Origin of the sequence: Sphingobium sp. ZW T5_29, assembly GCF_044987515.1 — a bacterium.
In the GTDB taxonomy this organism is placed as follows: Bacteria; Pseudomonadota; Alphaproteobacteria; order Sphingomonadales; family Sphingomonadaceae; genus Sphingobium.
Map to the genome: position 1 here is coordinate 69,124 of NZ_JBJDRM010000010.1, position 21,142 is coordinate 90,265.

The window sequence follows — 21,142 nt, forward strand, 5'->3', positions numbered from 1 at the left end:
CCCACTTTTCCGCGCGATGCTGTATATCTCAACCCCAGAAAGGCTTGGCATCCGCCAGATCGGCGTGCGCCCTCGCGGCCCCGGCGATCAACTTCTTCCTGCCCTTGCCGCCCAATGCGTCTGACTGTTTGCTGATGTCGATACTGTAACGCCTTAACAGGTCCGGCCAGCTGACCCTGTCGTTCAGCGCGCCCAATTTGTCCTGAAGCGCCTCCAACGCATCGATGAAGCTCGCGTGACGTTTGCGATTCTTCTTCGTCCCACTGAACAGTCCCTCGAAAAATTCCGAAGCGTAGCGCAGCTTCTTGGCCTTCTTGCGCACGGCGTGCCGATGTTCGTCATCCAATTTGGCCATGTGGCGGCCATGCTTCACCACCCATCGGTGGAAATGCTGTAGCCGGTCCGCCGCGAACGCCTCCACCGATAGCCTGCCTGACTCCCGCACGACATCCAGTGCCAGCCATTCCACCAGGTCAATCATCAACGCCCGCGCACGGCGCGAACCCAGCGCCTCAAGCACGTCGGCATGCACCCGTTCGCGAACGCCCTCTATCTGTTCATGCAGGTCGCCAGGCTCGACCCCTGCGATCAATACGTCCAGATCACGCGCTTCACCCATCATCTGCGCCAGCCAGCGCAACTCATCCTGAAAATGAACAGCCCGCCGCGCCTCGATCATCGGCTTGAACAGGGTGATCGCCGACCGAAGACGCCTGATCGCGACCCGCGCCTGATGCAGCGCATGCGGATCATAATGATCGATCAGCAGAGCTTCATTCAGCCGATAATGGCGCACACAGGCGCGCGCGATGCTCTTGAAAGCCTGGCCGGGGTCGCTGCCCGGCTCCAGGTCGACAGGTTCCGCCTTGAACGAAACGGGCGCGGCGTCCAGCAGGCGATAACCCCGTTCGGCCTTCGCGGCGATGCCCAGCCGGACAGGCGCGACCGCATCGATCCGGCGCGCCATCGCGAACAATGCGGACGGGTCGCCCGCTTTCAGTTCCAGCTCGATCTCGCAGATCGACGCCTCGCGCTCGCCCGCCCGGACACAGCCCTTATCCAGAACCATTTCGACCCGGTCGGACTGTTCCTCCAATATCCAGGCCTGTCGTTCGACATCGACATGAAAGACTGGCTCAATCGATTCCGCCGCATCGCCTAATGCCGCCGCCAGCGGCGTGCGCGTGTCGATCACCGGCCTGTCGTCCGCCACCGGCATTTCCCATTCGCCGCGCGCGAACAGCCCGCCGCCACTCTCCCCATGATCGGCTTTCACCGTCTGCACCCGCTTGTCGCCGCACCGGCGGATGCGCAGGCTATAGCCCTGGTCACGCAATTGCCGGTCGGGCGTATCGAAATAGATTGCGCTCAATTCAGCCCGATCGCCACCGTCGGGGATCAGCGACGACTGCTCAAAGGCGCCCACGGCCTCCTGCGGCAGTTCCAGCTTCAGCTCAATTTCCCGGTTCACGGCCTGGCTCCGCACATGCGCAGCTACCTAGCACGGCGAAGCAGAACGCGCGAATCCCGGACATGGCAAAGCGGCCGACCCGCACTGGACGGATCGGCCGCTTCCTCACGCCTCTAACGCCCCTAACGCCAGGTCAGAAGGCTACGGTCATCGAAGCCGCAATCGTCGTTCCGATCTTGTAGCGGTTGTAGAACACCTTATTCCCTCCCGCTTCCTGGAACTCCTGGAACTTGCGCCCTGTGATGTTGCGCGCCTCGAACTTGAACTCGCTGTTGATCCCGCCGGGCAACAGCACCGCCTGCCGCGCAACGAAGTCCAGCGTCAGGCCGGGCTTTTCCTTGATGTCGGGCTGCAGGTTGGGACCACGGCTGGTGACACGCGGGCTGGCATAGGTCAGCAACAGCGTCTGCTGCGACAGCCTGTCCATATCCTCCAGGCCGATCTGGAAATTCACCAGATGATCCGACTGCCCCGTCAGCGGAGCGCCATCCTGGAAATAGTCCGACGCCGCGGGCAGAGGGCCTGTGGTGTAGCTATAAGGGATGGTCGTATCGCCAGCGCTCACCTTCAGCTTCGACTGGGTATAGGTATAGTTGCCGATCAGCGCGATACGGCGGCTCTGCAGGAACGGCGAGTCCGTCCACCGATCCAGCGGCAGATATTTCTGCGCCTCGAACTCCGCGCCATATAGCTGTGCTTCGGGCGCGTTGGCAAAGCTCGTCGTCACCGCATAGGTGTCGGTGATCGTGGTAAAGGTTTCGATCGGATTCTTGATCTTCTTGTAGAAAGCCGCGGCAATCAGCCGTTCGTCACGCCCCATATACCATTCGGCGCGCAGGTCGGCGTTCCACAATTCGCTGTCCTGCAGGAACGGGTTGCCCCGATAGAAGCGGTTGGATTCCGTATCCAGATAGGGCTGCGCAATCAGCTCGCGGAATTGCGGGCGGGCGATGGTCTTCGACCCGCTGGCCCGGAACTGCAATCCCTTTGCCGCTTCGACCGTAATCGTCACGGCGGGCAGCCAATAGTCCTTGCGGATCTGGTTGAACGGCGTCACGCCCGTGTCATAGACATCGATGCCCGTGACCGACTGTCGGCCCTTTTCATACCTGACCCCTGCGTCGAACGACACGCCCGGCAGCACCGACGCCTTGACCTGAGCATAACCCGCATGGGTCCGCATCGCCGCTTCATAGACCGGATAATTGCCCGAAAATTCCAGCAGGCTGATATCGAACAGCTGGATCGACGCATCCGACAACAGATAGTCGGGGCGCAACTGCTGCACCGGCACCGGCAGGTTGGTCGCATCGAAATGCAGTTCGTAGCGGGAAGACGTCCGCTTCGTGTCGCTGAACGCATAGCCAATCGTCGCTGACAGATCGCGTGAGAATTTATAGCTCAAATCCCAGCCCGCCGACCATAGATCCTCATTCAGGTCGCTGAAGGTGATCGAAGCATCGCCGCGCTGGCGGTTCAGCGCGTTGACAAAGCGATCCCCCACCGGGTCGGTCGCCAGGTCGCGGTTGGTGCGGACATAGACGAACTCACGCTCATAGGGCGCTTCCCGCTGCGAATTGGCATAGCCGCCGCGCACATCCAGGCTGATCGCCTCGCCCAGCTTGAACTCGCCCACCATCTGCGTGTCGATCAACTGCCGTTCGTACCAGCCGGTCTGCTGGGTCAGATAGTCCGCGCCCTGAATCTGGCCGTCATTCTGGCCGATGGCGATGGCGCTCCGCTTCAACGTGTCGCGGATATACAGGTTGGTCCAGCGCATCTTCTGGTCGCCCAGTTCCAGGCCGACGCCCAGCAGGCCGTTCACCGTCACCTCATTTTCGGTGCTGATCTGCTGGTTATTCCTGCCTGCACCCGCGCCGACATCCAGCGACGCCTGCTGCAACGTATCGCGCGTGCGCCATTTGTTGCTGTAGGAAGCGGTGGCCAATATCCCCAACCGCCCATCATCGCCCACATCGACCGCGGTGCCGCCATTGAGCGACCCGGAAAAGTTGAACGGCAGGCTGTTGGTGCGCTGAACCACCGAAGTGTCGGCATTCTGGAACTGCATCGCAATGGCGCGCAAGTCGGCGCGGGGCATGTTCGGAAATGGCGTGCCGCTGCCGATGGCATTGCTCAGCAACGGCGGCAGGTCGCGCGTCCCGTCGTCAAAGCCGGTCCAGTCCGACTTGCTGCCATAATGGGTATAGCCCAGCTGGCCCGAAGTTTCGGTATTGGCCGAACTGCCCAGCGTGACTTCCAGAAAGCTTTCAACCGGGATCGCCTTGGTCGTCAGGTTGATGACGCCGCCGCCGAACTCACCGGGAAAGTTCGCTGAAAAGCTCTTTTGCACCATGGTCGATGCGATGACGCTGGTCGGGAACAGGTCTAGCGGCACGACCCGCTTCAACGGTTCCGGGCTGGGCAGCGGTGATCCGTTGAGCAGCGCCAGCGAATAACGGTCGCCCAGGCCGCGAACATAGACAAATCCGCCGGACACGACCGACAGGCCGGTCACGCGCTGCAGCGAACCGGCGATGTCGCCTTCGCCCGTGCGCTTGATGTCGGCGGCGGACAGCACGTTCACCACCTGCGGCGCGGCCTGCGACACGTTGCTGGTGCGGCGGCCAGTCACGATGATGTCGGAACCGGGGACGGAAATGTCCACATTGCCGGTCTGTGCGTCGGCTTCTTCCGATGCGGTCGGAACGCCGGCTGCCGGTGCGGCATCGGTCGCGGTCTGCGCCATCGCCGCCGGAGCGGACAGCGCGGTTGAAATCAGGAGCATGCGCGCCAGGCTGAGCGGCTTCGACATGGCTTAAAGTCCCCCTTGGGAAAATTCTTGTGCAAACAAGGCGGGGAAGCGTCGATCCAACGCTCCCCCGCCCCTGTTGAGGTCAGTCGATCAGGTCGTCGGGATGGCGGTGCAGTCGCCGCTGGCGGAACCAAAGCTCGCCGTTACGGAATTGCAGGTCCAACCGGCATACCAATTGTCGCTGCTATCCTTCACCGCGCCGACATAGTTGGTGGTGTCGAACGCCGCGTCGATCGTCTTGGGATCGGTCGCCGTCAGGGCGGTTTCGGTCGCCCCGTTGATGAACAGGCTGGTCAGCGACGGATTATAGCTGATCGTGCTGTTCGCACCGGCTTCGAAAATCGACTGGACCGCCGTCGCATCCACGCCACGGCTGCCCTTGTACGGCGTGCCGTTGCACTGCATCGCCACCGAAATATAGCGGGGCTTGCCAGCATCCTGCAGCGCCGGGTCGGCGTCGCGCACCGTGGTGGTGCTGTCGATACGCAGGCAGCTGTTGGTCGGCGCGACGATCAGGCCGTTGACCAGCGTCAGGTCCGCGCCGCCGCGCAGCAGCATGGCCGAACCATTGCTGCCCGTCGTCGACCGATGGATGTAGGTGAAATTGGCCATCTTCAGATATTGGCGGGGCAGCGCGTCCTCGCCATTATTCGCGGCCGAACCACCGTTGGAGTCGGTTTCCAGGAAGCCGTCGCCAATGTCGTTGCCGCCGCGCTGGGCGCTGATGACATATTGCACCGTGCCGCGATAACCGACGTCGGAATCGAAATTGTCGTCTTCGTTGCCGGTCAGGACCAGTCGACGGAAATTCGGCGTCCCGCCAAAGGTTTCGATACCATCGTCGGAGCTGTTGTGGACCTGGATATGGTCGATCTGCGTGCCGCTGCCGACGCCTGACGGGGTCAGGCCCTGCAATTCGCTACCGCCCGACAGGACAAAGCCCGAATAGCGGATCTGGACATAGCTCATCCGGCCCGAATTGTCGGCGTCATTGGCGCCGCCATATAGCGCGCCGCTCGCGCCTTCCGTGTCACGCTCGCACGCCGTCGTGCCTGCGGCAGCGGCGGGCGCCAGACAGTCGGTGATCTTCGCGCGGCCCAGCAGCACGACGCCGCCCCATTGGCCCGACGACTGATCGGTCGCGGTGCCCAGCACATTTTCACGGCTGGTAAAGATGATCGGCTGGGAAGCGGTGCCAACGGCGTTGATCTTGTTGCCGCGATTGACCGCCAGGAATGTGTTGCCGGTGCCAGCGAAGATCACCACGCCCGGATCGATGGTCAGGGTTACGTCGGTGTTGGTGCTTGCTGCGCCCTGATCGGTGCCGACATCGACACGACCCGGCATGGAATAAAGCACGCCCGCCGTCTTGGGGATCGCGGTCGAGCTGTTGAAGCGCGCGGGGAAGCCGCAATTGCGCCAGCTGCTCGTGCCATTGGAAATGGTGCCAAGGTCAGTCAACTGGTCGGCGCCCGCGATGGTCGGACAATCCGCCGCCGGAGTCACGACGCCCGGCGTCGGGGTCGGCGTTCCGGGAGTAGGAGTCGGCGTGGGCGCCGGGATAACGACCGCGCCTTCGCCCGGCGAAGCGATGTCGTCCGCCCCGCAAGCGCTTAGCGCCGCGCAGGCAACGCCCGCCATCAATATGGTTTGAATGCGATTAATCTTGGCCATGTCGTCTCCGCTCCGGAATTTTCCGGCTGTTGTTGGAACGCGGAGCGAAGGGGATCTCGAATCGGACAACGCCCCCTGTCGCCCTCCGGTGCAGCAGCTAGGCGCGGCAGATGACAGGCACGTTTTGCTTCCGTGACGGATTGGCGACGGTAAAATGACAGTTCGAAGACTATTTTGTCAGTTCGATGAATCAGGGCTGGCATGGAAAAGGGCGCCGTCCACCGGACGACGCCCCCAAAAGCAATTTACGATAGCAGGATCAACGCATCGCGTAGCTGGTCTCCAACCGCCCCATGGCGACACGGGCGATGTCACGCGAAGACGATTCCTGGCCGTTGGCGAGCGTCAGCGTCATTTCAGGCGCAAATCGCGCGGAACGATATGCCTTATGAGCATCCTGCATACGGCCGAGGCCCGCATAGGCATTCCCCAGATTGATCAACCGGGCCGGATCATTCGCCTCATCCGGTCGCGGAGCCGCAAGACGGCGCGCCGCATTTTCATAGTCGCGGGACATCAGCGATGCTGCGGCCAGCCCGCCGTCGGGAACACCGACCACCACGACTTCGTCAGCTTCGGCCCAGGCCGCCGCCGGAGCCATGGATGCGACCGCAACCCCCAAAACCGCCACCAGCTTGATCATCGCATCTCTCCTGACAAAACTTTCTAATATAGTCAGGATTATTTCACTTCGGTGACAAGGGGGCAAGCCGCTACAGAGTGTCACAAAAGCATTTTCTTTTGTGATATTTCAATATCTTATGACTTTTTCTTCAAACTGTCATAAAAGTGCAATCGAACTGAAAAATCTTTTCCTCGCCGAGTCGGGCGGCGAAAATCCCGGCACCGGCGCCCTGCGCCGCCTTTGGCCCAAGCCTGGCCTGACTTGCTGATCTGAAAGGAAAAGGTCCGGAGGGTTCTGTTGCCCGGCCCCTCCGGCAGCCGCTGAATTCCCTTCTGTTGCCCGGTGGGTTCAACCGCGTTCTATTTGGGTAATGTCAGGCCGTGAGGCCATCAATTACGCAGCAAGAGCAAGAGCCTCGTTATCGTTGGCACTTACGTGTTTTGAACATTTTTACGGCTTACTCAGGCCGGGTGAAGACATCGCCTTTCAACACACGTCGATCCTAGTTCGGCCCCGTCAATCACCCCGCGGACGCGGGACAAATGGTGGAGCCGCCGGGTACTGCCCCCGGGTCCGCTGCGCCTATTGCACGACACGATTTATCACCATAGCCGGGCGAACCCGGCACCTCGCGATATGGGACAATCAGCGGGCTTTTTCAACCTCTGTGGTCACGCGGCGATCAAATGGACGGCTCTTGGCTCTGCGATGGGCAATCCGCCCGCCTTCGCCTGAGCCATCAGATCCTCTTTCCGCGCCATCATCCGGTCGCGCAGTTCGACCAGATCGACATCCGCCTTGCGGCATTGGGCGAACATGCCATCGGACTGCCGCTCCTCCTCCTTGACATGATGCTTGATCTCCTCCGACAGCACCTTGACCTTGGCGTCGTAGAAATCATCATCGGGCGACCCGGCCTCGATATCGTTGATCAGCACCTTGGCCCCGTCATGCTCGACATAGGCCTCGTCCAGCGTGTCATCCTCTATCCTGCCGCGAAATGCGGGATAAAAGATTTCCTCTTCGATCATGGTGTGGATCTTCAATTCCGTGCAGATCTGCCGGGCGATATCCTGCTTGCGCCCGCCGCTTCTGGCCTTCTCAAACTGTTCGAACAGGTCCTCGACCTTGCGGTGGTCAGCCTTCAACAGAGCGATCGCATCGGTAAATTCGGCCTTGGCCATGTCATGTCCTCCTCGTGAACAATCTGGGCATGAAGCGGCTGAAACGGGGCTGGGTTCCATTCGCCCGCAACCGCCATTTCACTTTCGCTCTCATTCATGTCCCAGGTCATGACCATGCGGCTTGGCATGTCCCCCGGTGCGCAGATAACGCCGGTCGATTTCCTCGATCAGGCCTTCGGCATCCCTGCCTCCGGTGATCTTCAACAGTTCATCGACCTTGGCCTCCAGCCTGTCGTCATTCTCCTTCGATGCGGGGGACCCTACGTACAGAAAATAGGCCAGCCCAACGACCTGCCAGATCAGCTGCAGGAATTCCGACTGCCAGTTTTCAAAAGTATCGCGCCCCATCTCTATGGCATAGGCGGCCAGTTCCGGCGCCTGATGGTGGGATTGAGCCTCATCCACATAGGCCCACCAGCCGAACAACCAGTGCAGCGCGATCGACACAAGAAAGAACAGGGCCGTTATCCAGCCATATGCATAGCGTTTCATGCCATCCTTCCTCTCGGTTATTTCGGATGGCGAACGCATCGCGGGCTGGCAGGTTCACGGGGCCGCCGATTCCGATTGGCCCGGCGCGCCTGGCGCATTATAGCCTTGGTCCCATGATCCTCGTCATCGACAATTATGACAGCTTCACCTGGAACCTGGTCCATTATCTGATGGAGCTGGGGGCAGAGGTCGAAGTCGTGCGCAACGACGCCATCTCCACGGGCCAGGCGCTGTCCAGCGGCGCCAGCGCCTTCCTCCTGTCACCCGGTCCCTGCACGCCCAATGAGGCCGGGGTCAGCCTGGACCTGGTCGCTGCCTGCGCCGACGCTGGCGCGCCGTTGCTGGGCGTGTGCCTGGGCCATCAGGCTATCGGCCAGCATTTCGGCGGCCATGTCGTGCGCGGCGGGCTGATGCATGGAAAGACATCGCCGGTGACCCATGACGGGACCGGCCTGTTCGAAGGACTGCCGTCCCCTTTCACCGCGACCCGCTATCACTCGCTGATCGTGGAGGACATCCCGGAATGCCTTGTCGTCAATGCGACCAGCGACGACGGGTCGGTCATGGGCTTCCGTCACGAAAGCCTGCCGATCCACTCGGTCCAGTTCCACCCCGAAAGCATCGCGACGGAATATGGGCACGAAATGCTGGCAAACTTCCTGCGCATAGCGGGCCTCCCGGTCCGGGGACCCGTCCCGGCCTGACCTGACCTCCCTCACCCAAACATTCCCACAATATTATGACTCCTTCGCGGGATTCTTTCTAATGACGCCAAAATCCGTCCAAAAAAATCCCCATTTTCCCTAAAAATCCGATCTCGCCCGACAATAGTTTCCCTGTCCCACTCTCGACTCCAGCGCAGCAGCATGATTAAGGCAAAGGCGATGATCAGCCTGCCCGATCCCGCAGCGCCGCTAAGCGCCGATGATGCTGCCCTAGCCTTCGACCTGCTGTTCGACGGCGACCTTCCCGAAACGAAGATCGCGGACTTCCTCATCACCATGGCAAGGCGCGGCGAAACCGCTGTGGAAATCGCCGCAGCCGCGCGAGCGATGCGGACACGCATGATTTCCGTCAACGCTCCGCACGGCGCAATCGACGTGTGCGGCACTGGGGGCGATGGTCATCATACGCTGAACGTATCTACAGCGGTCAGCCTAGTGGTGGCGGCCGCTGGCGTCCCGGTCGCCAAGCATGGCAACCGGGCCGCTTCGTCCAAAGCAGGCGCAGCCGATACGCTGGAGGCGCTTGGCCTTGACCTCGACCGAGCGGCACAAACTGCCGAAGCGACCTTGGCTGACCTTGGCATCTGCTTCCTCTTCGCGCAAAATTATCACCCCGCACTCAAACGCCTTGCCCCCATCCGCAGGGCGATAGGCGAACGCACCATCTTCAATTTGATGGGGCCACTCGCCAATCCCGCCCGCGTGCGCCGCCAATTGGTGGGCATCGCTCGGCCAGCCTATGTCCCGATCTATGCCGCAGCACTGGCGGAACTGGGCGTTGATCGCGCGTTGGTCATTTCCGGCGACGAAGGCCTTGATGAACTGTCATTGGCAGGCGGCAACGACATGGCGGAAGTGAAGGGCCATAGCCTTGCCGCGATGCACCGCATTACCGCTGCCGAACTTGGCCTTTCGACCCATCCGGTCGATGCAATCAGGGGTGGTGGCCCGGCCCATAACGCTTCGGCGCTCCGCGCTCTGCTACAGGGCGAGCCCGGTCCCTACCGCGATGCCGTGCTGTTGAACGCCGCCGCCGCCCTGATGGTCGCCGACGCAGTGACGAACCTTCGCGAAGGCGTGGAAGAAGCAGCTGAAACAATCGATCGAGGGCTTGCGAACGCCCTGCTCCAATGCTGGATTGCCTATAAATGACGAACAAGCTGATCGAAATCTGTGACACAAAACGGGAAGAAGTCGCTCGCCGGAAAGCCGTGACGACCGTCGCGGACCTGCAATCCCGCGCCACTGAACAAACCCCGCCACGCGGCTTCAGGATAGCGTTGGACACGGCTGCACGCACCGGTTTTGGTCTCATCGCTGAGGTCAAGAAAGCAAGTCCTTCCAAGGGTCTCATCCGTCCCGATTTCGATCCACCAGCCCACGCCCGGTCCTATGCCGCAGCTGGCGCTGCTTGTCTCTCAGTCCTTACGGACGAGCTCTATTTTCAAGGGCATGACGACTATTTGATCGCGGCCCGTTCAGCCTGCACCTTGCCCGTTTTGCGCAAGGATTTCCTGGTCGATCCTTGGCAGGTACTTGAAAGCCGTTCGCTGGGTGCGGATGCCATCCTCGTCATCGTGGCGGCGCTCGACGATGTGCAGATGGCGGAAATTGAGGACGCTGCGCTAGGCCTGGGTATGGACGCCCTGATCGAAGTTCACGACATCCATGAACTCGAACGCGCGATGAAGCTGCGGTCTCGCCTCATCGGTGTTAATAACCGTGATCTGCGTGACTTCAGCGTTGATTTCGCCCGAACTTACGAATTGGTCGGCCAAGCCCCACAAGGCTGCACATTCGTCGCGGAAAGCGGCCTTGGCAGTCACGCGGACCTGATCGCCATGTCACACCATGGCGTGAGGTGCTTCCTCGTTGGCGAATCGTTGATGCGCCAGGCGGATGTCGAGGGAGCAACGCGCGCGCTGCTCACCGGCGCATGAATGGTCTCACCCATTTGGGAGATGACGGATCAGCGCGGATGGTCGACGTCTCGGGCAAGGCGGTGACGTCTCGTGAGGCAGTGGCTACGGGCCACATCGCGATGAGCGAAGAAGCAGCGAGTGCGATCGCTCAAGGCCTGGTCAAAAAGGGAGACGTACTCGCCGTGGCGCGGGTGGCGGGCATCATGGCGGCAAAGCGCACGGCTGAACTCATTCCGCTCTGCCATCCAATCGCGCTAACATCGGTGACCGTCGATTTTGGCCTTGAGGCATTAGGTGTCACCGTAAAGGCGACAGCGAAGACCGCCGGTCAAACAGGTGTTGAGATGGAGGCGCTGACCGCCGCATCTACTGCGCTATTGACGATTTACGACATGGCCAAGGCGATCGACAGGGCGATGGTCATAAACGGGGTTCGCCTTCTGACCAAGACTGGCGGCAAGTCCGGCGACTGGCACGCCCTTTGAGCCTGCTACCAGTCGCGGATGCACAGGCCCGGCTACTGGCTCTGGCCACTCGGCGTCCCGCCGAACAATTGCCCATATCCCATTGTGCGGGTCGCTGGCTTGCAGACGATATCATGGCGCTGCGCAGCCAGCCTTGGGCAGATCTTTCGGCAATGGACGGCTACGCCATCCGCGGAGGGGAATGGCCCGGACCTTGGTCCATAACGGCGGAAAGCATGGCTGGCGGTGTTGTCCCCCCTCCCCTTATGCCCGGCGAAAGTTGCCGCATTTTTACCGGCGCCCCGCTGCCACTCGGCGCGGACACGGTACTTATTCAAGAGGATGCAGCCGTCCTCAATGATGTGCTGCGTCCCAGAGGGCCAAAACCCATCATGGGTCGCAACGTGCGAATGGCGGGGTCGGACTTTCACGTGGGGCAGCGCCTACTGGTCGCGGGAACGGCTTTGGGTCCCGCACAGATTGCGCTCGCCGTGCTCGGGGGCCATGGCGCGCTTCCGGTCGGCGGCCGCCTGCGGATAGCATTGATCTCCACGGGAAATGAGTTGGTTGCCCCCGGTGAGCCAGCGCCGCCCGGTGCCTTGCCTTCGTCAAACGCCCCGATGATCGCTGCGCTGCTCAACAGCTTGCCATGCGACGTGATGGACATGGGAATCGTGCCCGATACTCTCCGCGCGATGACCAAAGCCCTGGAACGCTGCGCCGGGGCCGACATTATCGTTTCGACCGGCGGCGCGTCCGTGGGCGATCACGACTTTGTGCGACCGGCATTCACCCGTGCTGGCGGCAACTTGGAGTTTTGGAAAATCCGCATGCGTCCTGGTAAGCCGATGATGGCAGGCACATTGGGGAGCGCAGTATTTCTTGGGTTACCAGGAAATCCGGGTTCGGCGTTTGTCACGGCGCTCTTGTTCCTGTCCCCGCTGGTCCGACATATGGCAGGAGCGTCTGATCCATTTCCTCGGACATCTACGGCGCTACTCGCCAAGCCGCTTCCTGCAACGGGACAACGCGATGAGTATTTGCGCGCCTATCGCGATGCTGCAGGGGTGACGTGCCTTTCTTCACAAGACAGCGCGGCGGCCTCTTCGCTTGCCCAAGCCGATTGCCTGATTCTGCGCGCTGCTGCATCGGCGCCTGCGACAGCAGGTGAACAGGTAGTAATCCTTCCATTATGATGGAAGAAGGGGCCGCAGCGCGGCCCCTCCATTAGACGATCATCAGACGACCTAGCGCTGTTGCTTGTCTTGGCCGCTCTTATTCTTTCCGCGGTCTTGGCCCATCTGGCCTTGCCGGTTTTCCTGCTGGTGTTGACGCCCGCCCTCGCTGGAGCGGTCCCCACCCTGCTGGCGGCGCTGGTCGCTACCCTGTTTATCTTGGTTCGCCATTCTCTCTCTCCTATTTCACGCCTTGGGAAAGGCAGTCATGAAACGGCTACAACATCGCTACGTTCCCATCGTTACGCTTAACGCTCGGCCCGCTTGACTTGGCTCCTTACGTTTCCTATGCGTTCCCCATCCGTTCCATAGAGGGTAAGCAGGCATGCTGACGCCAAAACAACAGGAATTGCTCAGCTTCATTCAAAATCGGCTGGACGAAGGCGGAGTTTCGCCTTCGTTTGAGGAAATGAAGGAAGCGCTCGATCTGCGATCCAAATCTGGCATTCACAGGCTCATCAATGCGCTTGAAGAGCGGGGCTTCATTCGCCGATTGCCCAACCGGGCGCGGGCGCTGGAAGTTTTAAAACTGCCCGAAGCGATGCATCGTGCGCCAAAGGCGGCCCCTCCCAAGCCGCAACTCGTTGCCAAAGCGCCGATTGCAGCCAACGATGTGATCGACATTCCACTACATGGTCGTATCGCCGCAGGCGTACCGATCGAGGCGCTGGAAGGGCAGAACATGCTGTCCGTGCCTGCGGCGCTGCTGGGATCAGGTGATCATTATGCGCTGGAGGTTTCAGGTGACTCAATGGCCGAGGCAGGCATATTGGATGGCGATTTCGCATTGATCCAGCGTACCGAAGTGGCGCGTGAAGGGCAGATCGTCGTTGCGCTGATCGACGAGATCGAAGCGACGCTCAAATATTTTCATCGCGAAGGTCTCAACGTGCGGCTTGATCCGGCTAACGCAGCTTATGCTCCACAAGTCTATGATCCACGTCAGGTACGAATTCAGGGCAAGCTGGCCGGACTTCTGCGGCGCTATAACTGACCGTCCGCCCTTGGTCGACGATTTCTGACGGGCTGGACGATCCAGGGGTGCGCATCGCCCGCTATTTTCGTGCTGTGCACCAGGCGCTGGTCCAGGTCTATGGCTAACCCTCCTGTCCGTGTCAGCAGTTGCCGGTCTGCTTTCAGCCAGCGCGGTCGGCACCATGTCGGAAGGCGGCGATCGGCGACGACAATGTCGGCACCGGCGCAATCGCGTTCGAATACGGCTTTATCGACTAGCACGTTGCTTCGCGTCAGTAGTAATCGCCATGACCGCCCGCCTCCTTCCACCTGAACCGCACACAGGTCCGTTGAGCAACGCGCTTCCGGCAAATCGGCCAAGGCTCCCATGACACCGCTGGAGCCAGCACTTTCCGCCATCATGTCACGCACATAATTTCCCGCCCGCTCGCGAAGCAGGGTCATCTCTCCACCGGATGAACGCAGGGCAACATGGCGGCCATCGCTGGTGATCAATATTTCAGGCGGTGAAACCATGAGCATCGCGGCGGCGCCGAGGGTGACTGGAACCAGCCCCGCCCAACGCCACCGACCCCGCCACAACAGGCACCACAGCCCGCCCAGGATGATAGCGCCGAATATGCCGACCGGCATCGTGGGGGTCATCACGACGGCCCAAGGGCTCGCCGCAACCCCATGGGCAATGGCCAGCAGCAGTTCGAGCGCATGTCCCGTGAGCCACCAGAAAGGCCCGCCCGCGCCCGCCACGTCGAACAACAAAGCCAATGCCTCCAAAGGCATCACCACGAAAGTGGTTAACGGAATGGCCAGCAAATTGGCAAAGGCACCAAGCATCCCCGCCTTATGAAAATGCAACAACGCAATCGGCGCCAGCACCAACTCAATGGCAAAACCTGTGAGCAGCATCGCGCCGAGGCTTCGAACCAACCGCCGCGACATACCTTCGTCACGAGCTGCGACGAAATTTCGAAATCCGGGATGCTCACCTAAGGCCACGAGCGCCACCACAGCAGCAAAGCTCATCTGGAAGCTCGGCCCCATCAGCGCTTCGGGCCAGAGCATCAGCACCAGTAGGGCTCCAGTTGCCACCAGGCGCAGGGTAATAGCATCCCGCCCGAGCGCCAGCCCGCCCAACACCAGCAACGCCGCAACGCATGACCGCACGGTGGGCACTTCCGCCCCGGTCAGCAATGTATAGCTAATCCCCGCCAACGCTCCACCGGCCGCAGCGATCAACATCAGCGGCCAATCTAGCGCTGCACGTCGGCTGAGCGCCATCAACCGCATCAGCAGAAAAATTACTGCCCCGACCAGCGCCGTGACGTGCAGGCCGCTGATAGACAGCAGGTGAGCAAGTCCACTGTTCCGCATCGCTTCCGCATCGTCTTCCGGGATCGCACCTTGATCGCCGGTGGCGAGAGCTGCGGCGATACCCGCCCCCGGTCCGCTGACGCGCCCATTAATATGTGCGAACAGACGCGCCCGCAGAGGACGTTCGCTGACCGACGGCCGAAGCACCGTCAGCGGCTTTAGCGCTCTCCCCGTTGCACCAATGCCTTGAAAATAGGCACGGCGTGCGAAATCATATCCTCCCGGCAGGCTGGCCGCGGCTGGGGGCATCAATCGCACACGAAAGCGGATAATCGCTCCTTCCCCCACATCTTGGGGCATATCGCCTTCGTCGATGTTCACCCGAATAAGCCGTGGCAATGAAGGCGCCGCGAGGGGCTGCAGCAATATCCGACTCATCTGCTGCGCGGGAATCGCGTTCACTGCCTTCACTTCGCCCGTCACTTCCATGAAGACAGGTCGCGCCAGCGGCGGCGTTCCCACAGTCACCGCTTTGCCCCAGATTAGTACGCATCCCGCACATGCCAGGACGCCACCCATGACCAAGACCTGCTGCATCCGTCCGCCCGTCGGCAGAGCAAGGCCAACACTCGCAATGGCCAAGGAAACGCAGCAGAATCCAAGCCATTCCGATCGGTTGGGCAATAGAAACCACGCGACAATACCGATGCCGATCGCCACAGGAACCCACAGGGCCAGTTGTTCCCGCTCCTCCTCCAGTCCTTCTTCCAAACGAGCAAAAACCCGCGCGACCCGTTGACGGATGTTCCCGCCAACGGAGGTTTGTCGTGGCTCAAAAGCCATGCTAGGGGGCGTCGCGTTCATGAATGAGCAAGGCGCATGTCAGGGAATTTCGCGGTGAGTGCAACGGGTTTGAACAAGCAGGTCGTAACCCGTTTTGCGCCGTCGCCAACCGGATTTCTTCATATTGGCGGCGCACGCACTGCGCTCTTCAACTGGCTGTTCGCTCGTCACCATGGCGGCAAGTTCTTGCTACGGGTCGAAGATACGGATCGCGCACGTTCGACTGAGGATGCCGTCGCTGCAATATTCGACGGCTTGGACTGGCTCGGCCTGGGGGGCGACGAGCCTGCCGTTTTCCAGTTCGAGCGATCGGCCCGCCATGCCGAAGTGGCCGACCAGCTGCTGGCCCAAGGCGACGCCTATCGTTGCTACGCGACCCAGGAGGAACTGGCCGAATTGCGCGAGCAACAGCGGGCGGCGAAGCAACCGATGCGCTACGACGGCCGCTGGCGTGACCGCGACCAGTCTGACGCTCCAGCCAGTGCGCCTTATGTCATTCGGCTGAAAGCTCCGCGCGAAGGCGAAACAGTGATCGAAGACGCCGTTCAGGGCCGCGTTGTCGTGCAGAATGCTGAGCTGGACGATATGATCCTGCTGCGTTCGGACGGCACGCCTACCTATATGCTGGCGGTGGTCGTCGATGACCATGATATGGGCGTGACCCATGTGATCCGTGGTGACGACCATCTCAACAATGCCTTTCGTCAACTCGGCATCATCAAGGCGATGGGTTGGGAAGAACCTATCTATGCGCACATCCCGCTGATCCACGGATCGGATGGCGCAAAGCTGTCGAAGCGCCACGGCGCGTTGGGCGTCGACGCTTATCGCGACGAAATGGGGATGCTGCCCGAAGCGGTGTTGAATTATCTCCTGAGATTGGGTTGGGGATATGGGGATGAGGAAATTATTTCCCGTGAACGAGCCATCGATTTGTTTGACATTTCTGGCGTGGGGAAATCGCCTTCCCGGTTCGATATCAAGAAGCTGGAGAATCTGAACGCCCATTACCTTCGGGAAGCGGATGATGCGCGGCTGGCGGGGTTGGCCGCGCCGCGGGTGGCTGCGCGGTTGGGGATGGCTCAATTGCCCGCCGGGGCCGACGAATTGCTGACCCAGGCGATGCCTTCGTTAAAGCCGCGGGCCAAGACGCTTAACGAAATTGCGGAGGGCGCGGAATTTCTGTTCAAAAGTTGCCCGCTGGATTTTGACGACAAGGCGCTTGCTCTGCTAGACGACTCGGCGCGCGCGCTGCTGGGCAAGACAGCCGACGCTCTTGGCTCTGTTCAGGACTGGACGGTCGAAGCGATCGATGAAGCGATACGTCGCGTGGCGGAGGAAGCCGATCTGGGACTGGGCAAGGTTGCCCAGCCTCTGCGTGCGGCGCTGACCGGTCGTACGGTTTCGCCGGGCATTTTTGATGTCCTTTTCCTGCTTGGGAAAGTGGAGAGCTTAAAGCGACTGAACGATGTCGGGTACACATCGGCTGGCCGCAGCAATTGAGGAGAACATGATGTCGGATAACAGCGCCACTTTGACCGTTGACGGCAATGCCAAGGATTATGGCATTTTGAGTGGCACGGTCGGCCCCAAGGTCGTCGATGTTCGCAAGCTATACGCCAACACCGGCATGTTCACCTATGACCCCGGCTTCACATCGACGGCGAGCTGCGATTCCGGCCTGACCTACATCGATGGCGACGCGGGCATCCTGCTGCATCGCGGCTATCCGATCGACCAGCTGGCCGAACAGTCCAGCTTCATGGAAGTCAGCTACCTGCTGCTGAACGGCGAACTGCCGTCCAAGACCGAGCTGGAAGACTTCACCCGCACGATCACGCTGCACACCATGGTGCATGAGCAGCTGACCACATTCTACCGCGGTTTCCGCCGCGACGCGCACCCGATGGCGATCATGTGCGGCGTGGTCGGCGCGCTGTCGGCATTTTACCATGACTCGACCGACATCAGCGATCCTAAACAGCGCAAGATCGCCAGCCACCGGCTGATCGCCAAGATGCCGACGATCGCGGCGATGGCGTATAAATATTCGGCGGGCCAGCCCTTTGTCTATCCGCGCAATGACCTGAGCTACACGGCCAATTTCCTGCGCATGACCTTTTCGGTCCCGGCCGAGGAATATGAGCCCGATCCGGTCGTCGTGGACGCGATGGACAAGATTTTCATCCTGCATGCCGACCATGAGCAGAATGCGTCGACGTCGACCGTGCGCCTGGCCGGTTCGTCGGGGGCCAACCCCTTCGCCTGCATCGCGGCGGGCATCGCCTGCCTGTGGGGCCCGGCCCATGGCGGCGCGAATGAAGCGGCGCTCAACATGCTGCGCGAGATCGGCACGGTCGACCGCATCCCGGAATATATCGCCCGCGCCAAGAACAAGGATGATCCGTTCCGCCTGATGGGCTTTGGCCACCGCGTGTACAAAAATTACGATCCTCGCGCGACCGTCATGCAGAAGACCGCGAAGGACGTTCTGGAAAAGCTGGGCGTCAATGATCCGATCTTTGACGTTGCCAAGGAGCTGGAGCAGATCGCCCTTAACGATCCCTATTTCATCGAAAAGAAGCTCTACCCGAATGTGGACTTCTATTCGGGCGTGATCCTGTCGGCGATCGGCTTCCCGACCGAAATGTTCACCGTGCTGTTCGCCCTGGCCCGCACCGTGGGCTGGGTTGCCCAGTGGAACGAAATGATTTCCGATCCAGCACAGAAGATCGGCCGCCCGCGCCAGCTTTATACCGGCCCGGCAGAACGCGACTATGTGCCGGTCAGCCAGCGCTGAACCGGTCGGGTTTGAGAGATAAGGAAGCGGCGCCTTTAGGGCGCCGTTTTTTTTGGGGGCTGGGCGCAGGAAGGCGGGGCGGTGTTTGTTATTGGCGAGTACGTGAGACGCCTAACAATCAGTGGTAGCCTGCTCCATCGTCGCGGCATGATCCTCCATCATCTCGTGCATAGCGCCATGCAAGCGAGTGGGGCGGCAGCTCGCGCCACCACCCCATCCCCTTGCAATCAATGGTTCTGGTGCGGGTTAGTCTGGCCTGGTGTCGCTTGCGGAGCCGGTTCCTTGTCCGCCGCCATCTTCTCGCAGCAGTCCATGCGACCATCGCCGTTCTTGTCGGCACAGCACCCGCCCATTGCGTGGCCCTTGTGCTCGTCGTGCTGACTGCCTGTCGGCATCTGGTGTCCGGCGTGATCGCCGTGTTCGGCTTGGCCGGAAGTCCCCCGCTGTTGGGAGTGAACGGCCGGTGCTGCTTGGGCCGCAGCTGGCACAGCGAAGGCAAGCGCGATTACGCTGATGAGGATCTTCATTTCAAACTCTCCTGGGAACTCGGAAGTCAATACTGTCGAACCGAAACTCAGGCGGGTCGAGGAGGAGGGTCACTTGCTTCTGGAGGAACACCACGCAAGGGGCTTGCGAGCGGCAGTGCGTGTGCGATGCGAGGCACAAGGACGGGGTGCGCTATCGCATTGCTGAAGGCTGGGATTGCCGAACAAGTGATGGCGCAGTCGGTCAGGCAATCGACGAGAGAGGGATCACTAGACCTATCCTGAGTCTCACCGCTCATTTCAGTGCAAGGAGCGGACTGACCCGGCGACTGCTCATGGTGCGATGCCGAGGCCGAAGGTTGGGCCATCGCCACATATCCGCCGATCATGCTCACCGGCCCGAAAAGCAGAGCAAGCATGGCCAGGATTGCAGCGATGCGAGTTGCGAACATGTGCGCAAGATAAGCGGCCCGGAAGCGACTTGCAATCACGACACTTGCTCCCAGGCCCGAGCCTCAACCAACGTGCCCACCGCCGGTTAAGACCCCCGTCGCTGCCAGCGCCATCCAGACAGCCATAGCGATCATCATCAGGTTCTCGGTGAGGGAGACAAAGCCCAAGGGCACGTTGCTCGACCCGCCGACACAGGCGCACTTGAGCTCGCGCATATCGATGTAGACAGCCTTGAACACCGACACAGCGCCAATTGTGCCTATGAACAGCGCAAGGGGGACTGAAAGCCAAGTAAGCGCTCCAGCGGCCATCAGAACTCCAGCACCCCCTTCTGCAAATGGATAGATGTAGCTGTAGGGCACCCACCGCTTGGCGAGCAGATCATAGTTCAGGAACATCGTTGCGAAGCTCTCGACGTTCTGAAGTTTGAGCAACGCCAGCACGATCATCGAGAAGGCAATGAACCACTCAGCCGCGAGGATGGTGAGTGGGCTGCCGCTCACCGCATAGCTCGCGGCGAGCGCCATCAAACCGGTCATCGTGAACAAGGCGATAACCGGGCGGTAAGTGGTAGCCTTCGGATCGGCTACTGATTTGCCGAGAAACCGGCGGAGATCGTCGTGGCCGCCGACGCGCGCGCCGCCAATGAACACTTGGGGCGTCGTCTCGACATGGTGTTCAGCCTTGAACGCGTCCGTCTGCTCGCGGGTGGTGAGGTGGTAATCCTCGACTTCATATCCTGCTCGCTTAAGCAGATGCAGGGCCTTCAAGCCATACGGACAGGTGTGGTTGGGCATCACCATGCGGTAGATCACCGCCTTCCTGCTGGGGACCGGTCGCTTGCTCAAGTCCGACATTTCACGTCTCCTTGTGATCTTGTCGGAAGGGATATAGGGTCTGTACTATGGTACAGAGTCAAGGGTATTCTTCCCTCACGATCGGCCAGCTTGCCGCTAGCGGAAAAGTTGGAGTCGAGACCATCCGGTTCTATCAACGCAAGGGCTTGCTCGAGACACCAACGCGAGAAAGCGGCATCAGGCGCTACGGGTCTGAAGATTTAAGGCGCCTCCGGTTTATAAAGCAGGCGCAGGTAGCCGGGTTTACGCTGGAGGAGATCAAAGAGCTGCTGACGCTGGATGCTGGCGAGGACCGGAAGCGTGCGCGCGAGTTGGCGAAGCATCGCATCACAGCGCTTAATGCGAAGATTAGCGCCCTGAAGGATGCTCTCGACGCCCTTCAGCGGCTCGCAAAGGAGTGCGGAACTGGAAGCGAAGGGCCCTGTCCCATCCTCGCTTCGTTCGGAGTCTGAGCGTCCCAACAGCCAGTGGGCATAGATCCTCGATATGAAGATCAAAGTCCGCATTGCCGCTTTCGCCTGCGGAAGCAGACAGTCCGCTGACGGCCAAAAATGATCACCCCCCCGCTCATTCAGTTTTGCCATCTGCAGGTTGCTCTGGATTGAGGGACCGTCCTACTCCTGCGCACACAGGCGTCCAGTTTATAGGGTAAGACCGGGCTCCCGCCTGCGCAGGAGCACGTGATCTTTTGCGGGAGCGCGTGATCCTTCTGGGGCCGGGATTGGTTGCGGCCGTTCGGTCAGCTTTGCCGTTTGGGGGCTGCTTTCACCTGATATTTTGGGGCCGCTTTTGATCGGGTCTGGGATGGCAG

The 21,142-nt window shown here is 60.8% G+C and carries 18 protein-coding genes and 1 other RNA gene; 9 read left to right on the forward strand and 10 right to left on the reverse strand.

Annotated elements, in window-relative coordinates:
* Window positions 1–28: 28 nt before the first annotated feature.
* The 7 genes from ACI3KQ_RS10195 to ACI3KQ_RS10225 all read right to left on the reverse strand — a co-directional run bounded on the left by ACI3KQ_RS10195 (window position 29) and on the right by ACI3KQ_RS10225 (window position 8,261).
* Window positions 29–1,471, reverse strand: a complete 1,443-nt coding sequence (locus ACI3KQ_RS10195; protein ID WP_404957247.1) for a CHAD domain-containing protein — start codon at window positions 1,469–1,471, stop codon at window positions 29–31.
* A gap of 133 nt (window positions 1,472–1,604) precedes the next feature.
* Complete coding sequence (locus tag ACI3KQ_RS10200) at window positions 1,605–4,286, reverse strand: TonB-dependent receptor domain-containing protein (protein WP_404957249.1); 2,682 nt, start codon at window positions 4,284–4,286, stop codon at window positions 1,605–1,607.
* Between the two features lie 90 nt (window positions 4,287–4,376).
* A complete protein-coding gene (locus ACI3KQ_RS10205) occupies window positions 4,377–5,960 on the reverse strand; it encodes a hypothetical protein (protein WP_404957251.1) in 1,584 nt (527 codons plus the stop codon).
* A 259-nt stretch (window positions 5,961–6,219) separates the two neighbouring features.
* Window positions 6,220–6,603: a tetratricopeptide repeat protein gene (locus tag ACI3KQ_RS10210; RefSeq protein ID WP_404957253.1), complete on the reverse strand. Its 384-nt coding sequence runs from the start codon at window positions 6,601–6,603 to the stop codon at window positions 6,220–6,222.
* Between the two features lie 303 nt (window positions 6,604–6,906).
* Window positions 6,907–7,251: a transfer-messenger RNA gene (gene ssrA / locus ACI3KQ_RS10215) on the reverse strand.
* A gap of 5 nt (window positions 7,252–7,256) precedes the next feature.
* Window positions 7,257–7,769 (reverse strand): hemerythrin domain-containing protein, encoded by a 513-nt coding sequence (locus ACI3KQ_RS10220; RefSeq protein ID WP_404957255.1) that lies wholly within the window; start codon window positions 7,767–7,769, stop codon window positions 7,257–7,259.
* Window positions 7,770–7,859: 90 nt separating this feature from the next.
* Window positions 7,860–8,261: a DUF6766 family protein gene (locus ACI3KQ_RS10225; RefSeq protein ID WP_404957257.1), complete on the reverse strand. Its 402-nt coding sequence runs from the start codon at window positions 8,259–8,261 to the stop codon at window positions 7,860–7,862.
* Window positions 8,262–8,374: 113 nt separating this feature from the next.
* Here ACI3KQ_RS10225 and ACI3KQ_RS10230 point away from each other — a divergent pair, with 113 nt between their 5' ends.
* From ACI3KQ_RS10230 to lexA, 6 genes are all read left to right on the forward strand, one after another.
* Window positions 8,375–8,965: an anthranilate synthase component II gene (locus ACI3KQ_RS10230; RefSeq protein ID WP_404957412.1), complete on the forward strand. Its 591-nt coding sequence runs from the start codon at window positions 8,375–8,377 to the stop codon at window positions 8,963–8,965.
* Between the two features lie 180 nt (window positions 8,966–9,145).
* Window positions 9,146–10,138, forward strand: coding sequence for an anthranilate phosphoribosyltransferase (gene trpD, locus ACI3KQ_RS10235; RefSeq protein WP_404957414.1), 993 nt, complete (start codon window positions 9,146–9,148; stop codon window positions 10,136–10,138).
* A complete protein-coding gene (trpC, locus tag ACI3KQ_RS10240) occupies window positions 10,135–10,926 on the forward strand; it encodes an indole-3-glycerol phosphate synthase TrpC (RefSeq protein WP_404957259.1) in 792 nt (263 codons plus the stop codon). The genes trpD and trpC overlap by 4 nt, the downstream gene beginning before the upstream one ends.
* Window positions 10,923–11,393, forward strand: a complete 471-nt coding sequence (gene moaC / locus ACI3KQ_RS10245) for a cyclic pyranopterin monophosphate synthase MoaC (protein WP_404957261.1) — start codon at window positions 10,923–10,925, stop codon at window positions 11,391–11,393. The genes trpC and moaC overlap by 4 nt, the downstream gene beginning before the upstream one ends.
* Window positions 11,390–12,568: a molybdopterin molybdotransferase MoeA gene (locus tag ACI3KQ_RS10250; RefSeq protein ID WP_404957262.1), complete on the forward strand. Its 1,179-nt coding sequence runs from the start codon at window positions 11,390–11,392 to the stop codon at window positions 12,566–12,568. The genes moaC and ACI3KQ_RS10250 overlap by 4 nt, the downstream gene beginning before the upstream one ends.
* 364 nt (window positions 12,569–12,932) lie before the next feature.
* Window positions 12,933–13,601: a transcriptional repressor LexA gene (gene lexA / locus ACI3KQ_RS10255; protein ID WP_404957264.1), complete on the forward strand. Its 669-nt coding sequence runs from the start codon at window positions 12,933–12,935 to the stop codon at window positions 13,599–13,601.
* Here the strand turns inward: lexA and ACI3KQ_RS10260 are convergent.
* Entirely contained in the window at window positions 13,592–15,736 is a 2,145-nt protein-coding gene (locus ACI3KQ_RS10260; protein ID WP_404957266.1) for a ComEC/Rec2 family competence protein, read from the reverse strand. The genes lexA and ACI3KQ_RS10260 overlap by 10 nt on opposite strands.
* 36 nt (window positions 15,737–15,772) lie before the next feature.
* Here ACI3KQ_RS10260 and gltX point away from each other — a divergent pair, with 36 nt between their 5' ends.
* Window positions 15,773–17,239 (forward strand): glutamate--tRNA ligase, encoded by a 1,467-nt coding sequence (gene gltX, locus ACI3KQ_RS10265; protein ID WP_404957268.1) that lies wholly within the window; start codon window positions 15,773–15,775, stop codon window positions 17,237–17,239.
* 10 nt (window positions 17,240–17,249) lie between these two features.
* Window positions 17,250–18,536, forward strand: coding sequence for a citrate synthase (locus ACI3KQ_RS10270; protein ID WP_404957415.1), 1,287 nt, complete (start codon window positions 17,250–17,252; stop codon window positions 18,534–18,536).
* Between the two features lie 227 nt (window positions 18,537–18,763).
* Here ACI3KQ_RS10270 and ACI3KQ_RS10275 read toward each other — a convergent pair whose 3' ends face one another.
* On the reverse strand, window positions 18,764–19,063 hold the full coding sequence (locus ACI3KQ_RS10275; RefSeq protein WP_404957270.1) for a hypothetical protein: 300 nt from the start codon (window positions 19,061–19,063) through the stop codon (window positions 18,764–18,766).
* A gap of 473 nt (window positions 19,064–19,536) precedes the next feature.
* Window positions 19,537–20,331 carry a MauE/DoxX family redox-associated membrane protein gene (locus ACI3KQ_RS10280; protein WP_404957271.1) on the reverse strand — a complete coding sequence of 265 codons (795 nt, stop codon included), beginning with the start codon at window positions 20,329–20,331 and terminating at the stop codon, window positions 19,537–19,539.
* Between the two features lie 47 nt (window positions 20,332–20,378).
* Between ACI3KQ_RS10280 and ACI3KQ_RS10285 the strand changes: the two genes are divergently transcribed.
* On the forward strand, window positions 20,379–20,783 hold the full coding sequence (locus ACI3KQ_RS10285; protein ID WP_404957273.1) for a MerR family transcriptional regulator: 405 nt from the start codon (window positions 20,379–20,381) through the stop codon (window positions 20,781–20,783).
* The last annotated feature ends 359 nt before the right edge of the window (window positions 20,784–21,142 follow it).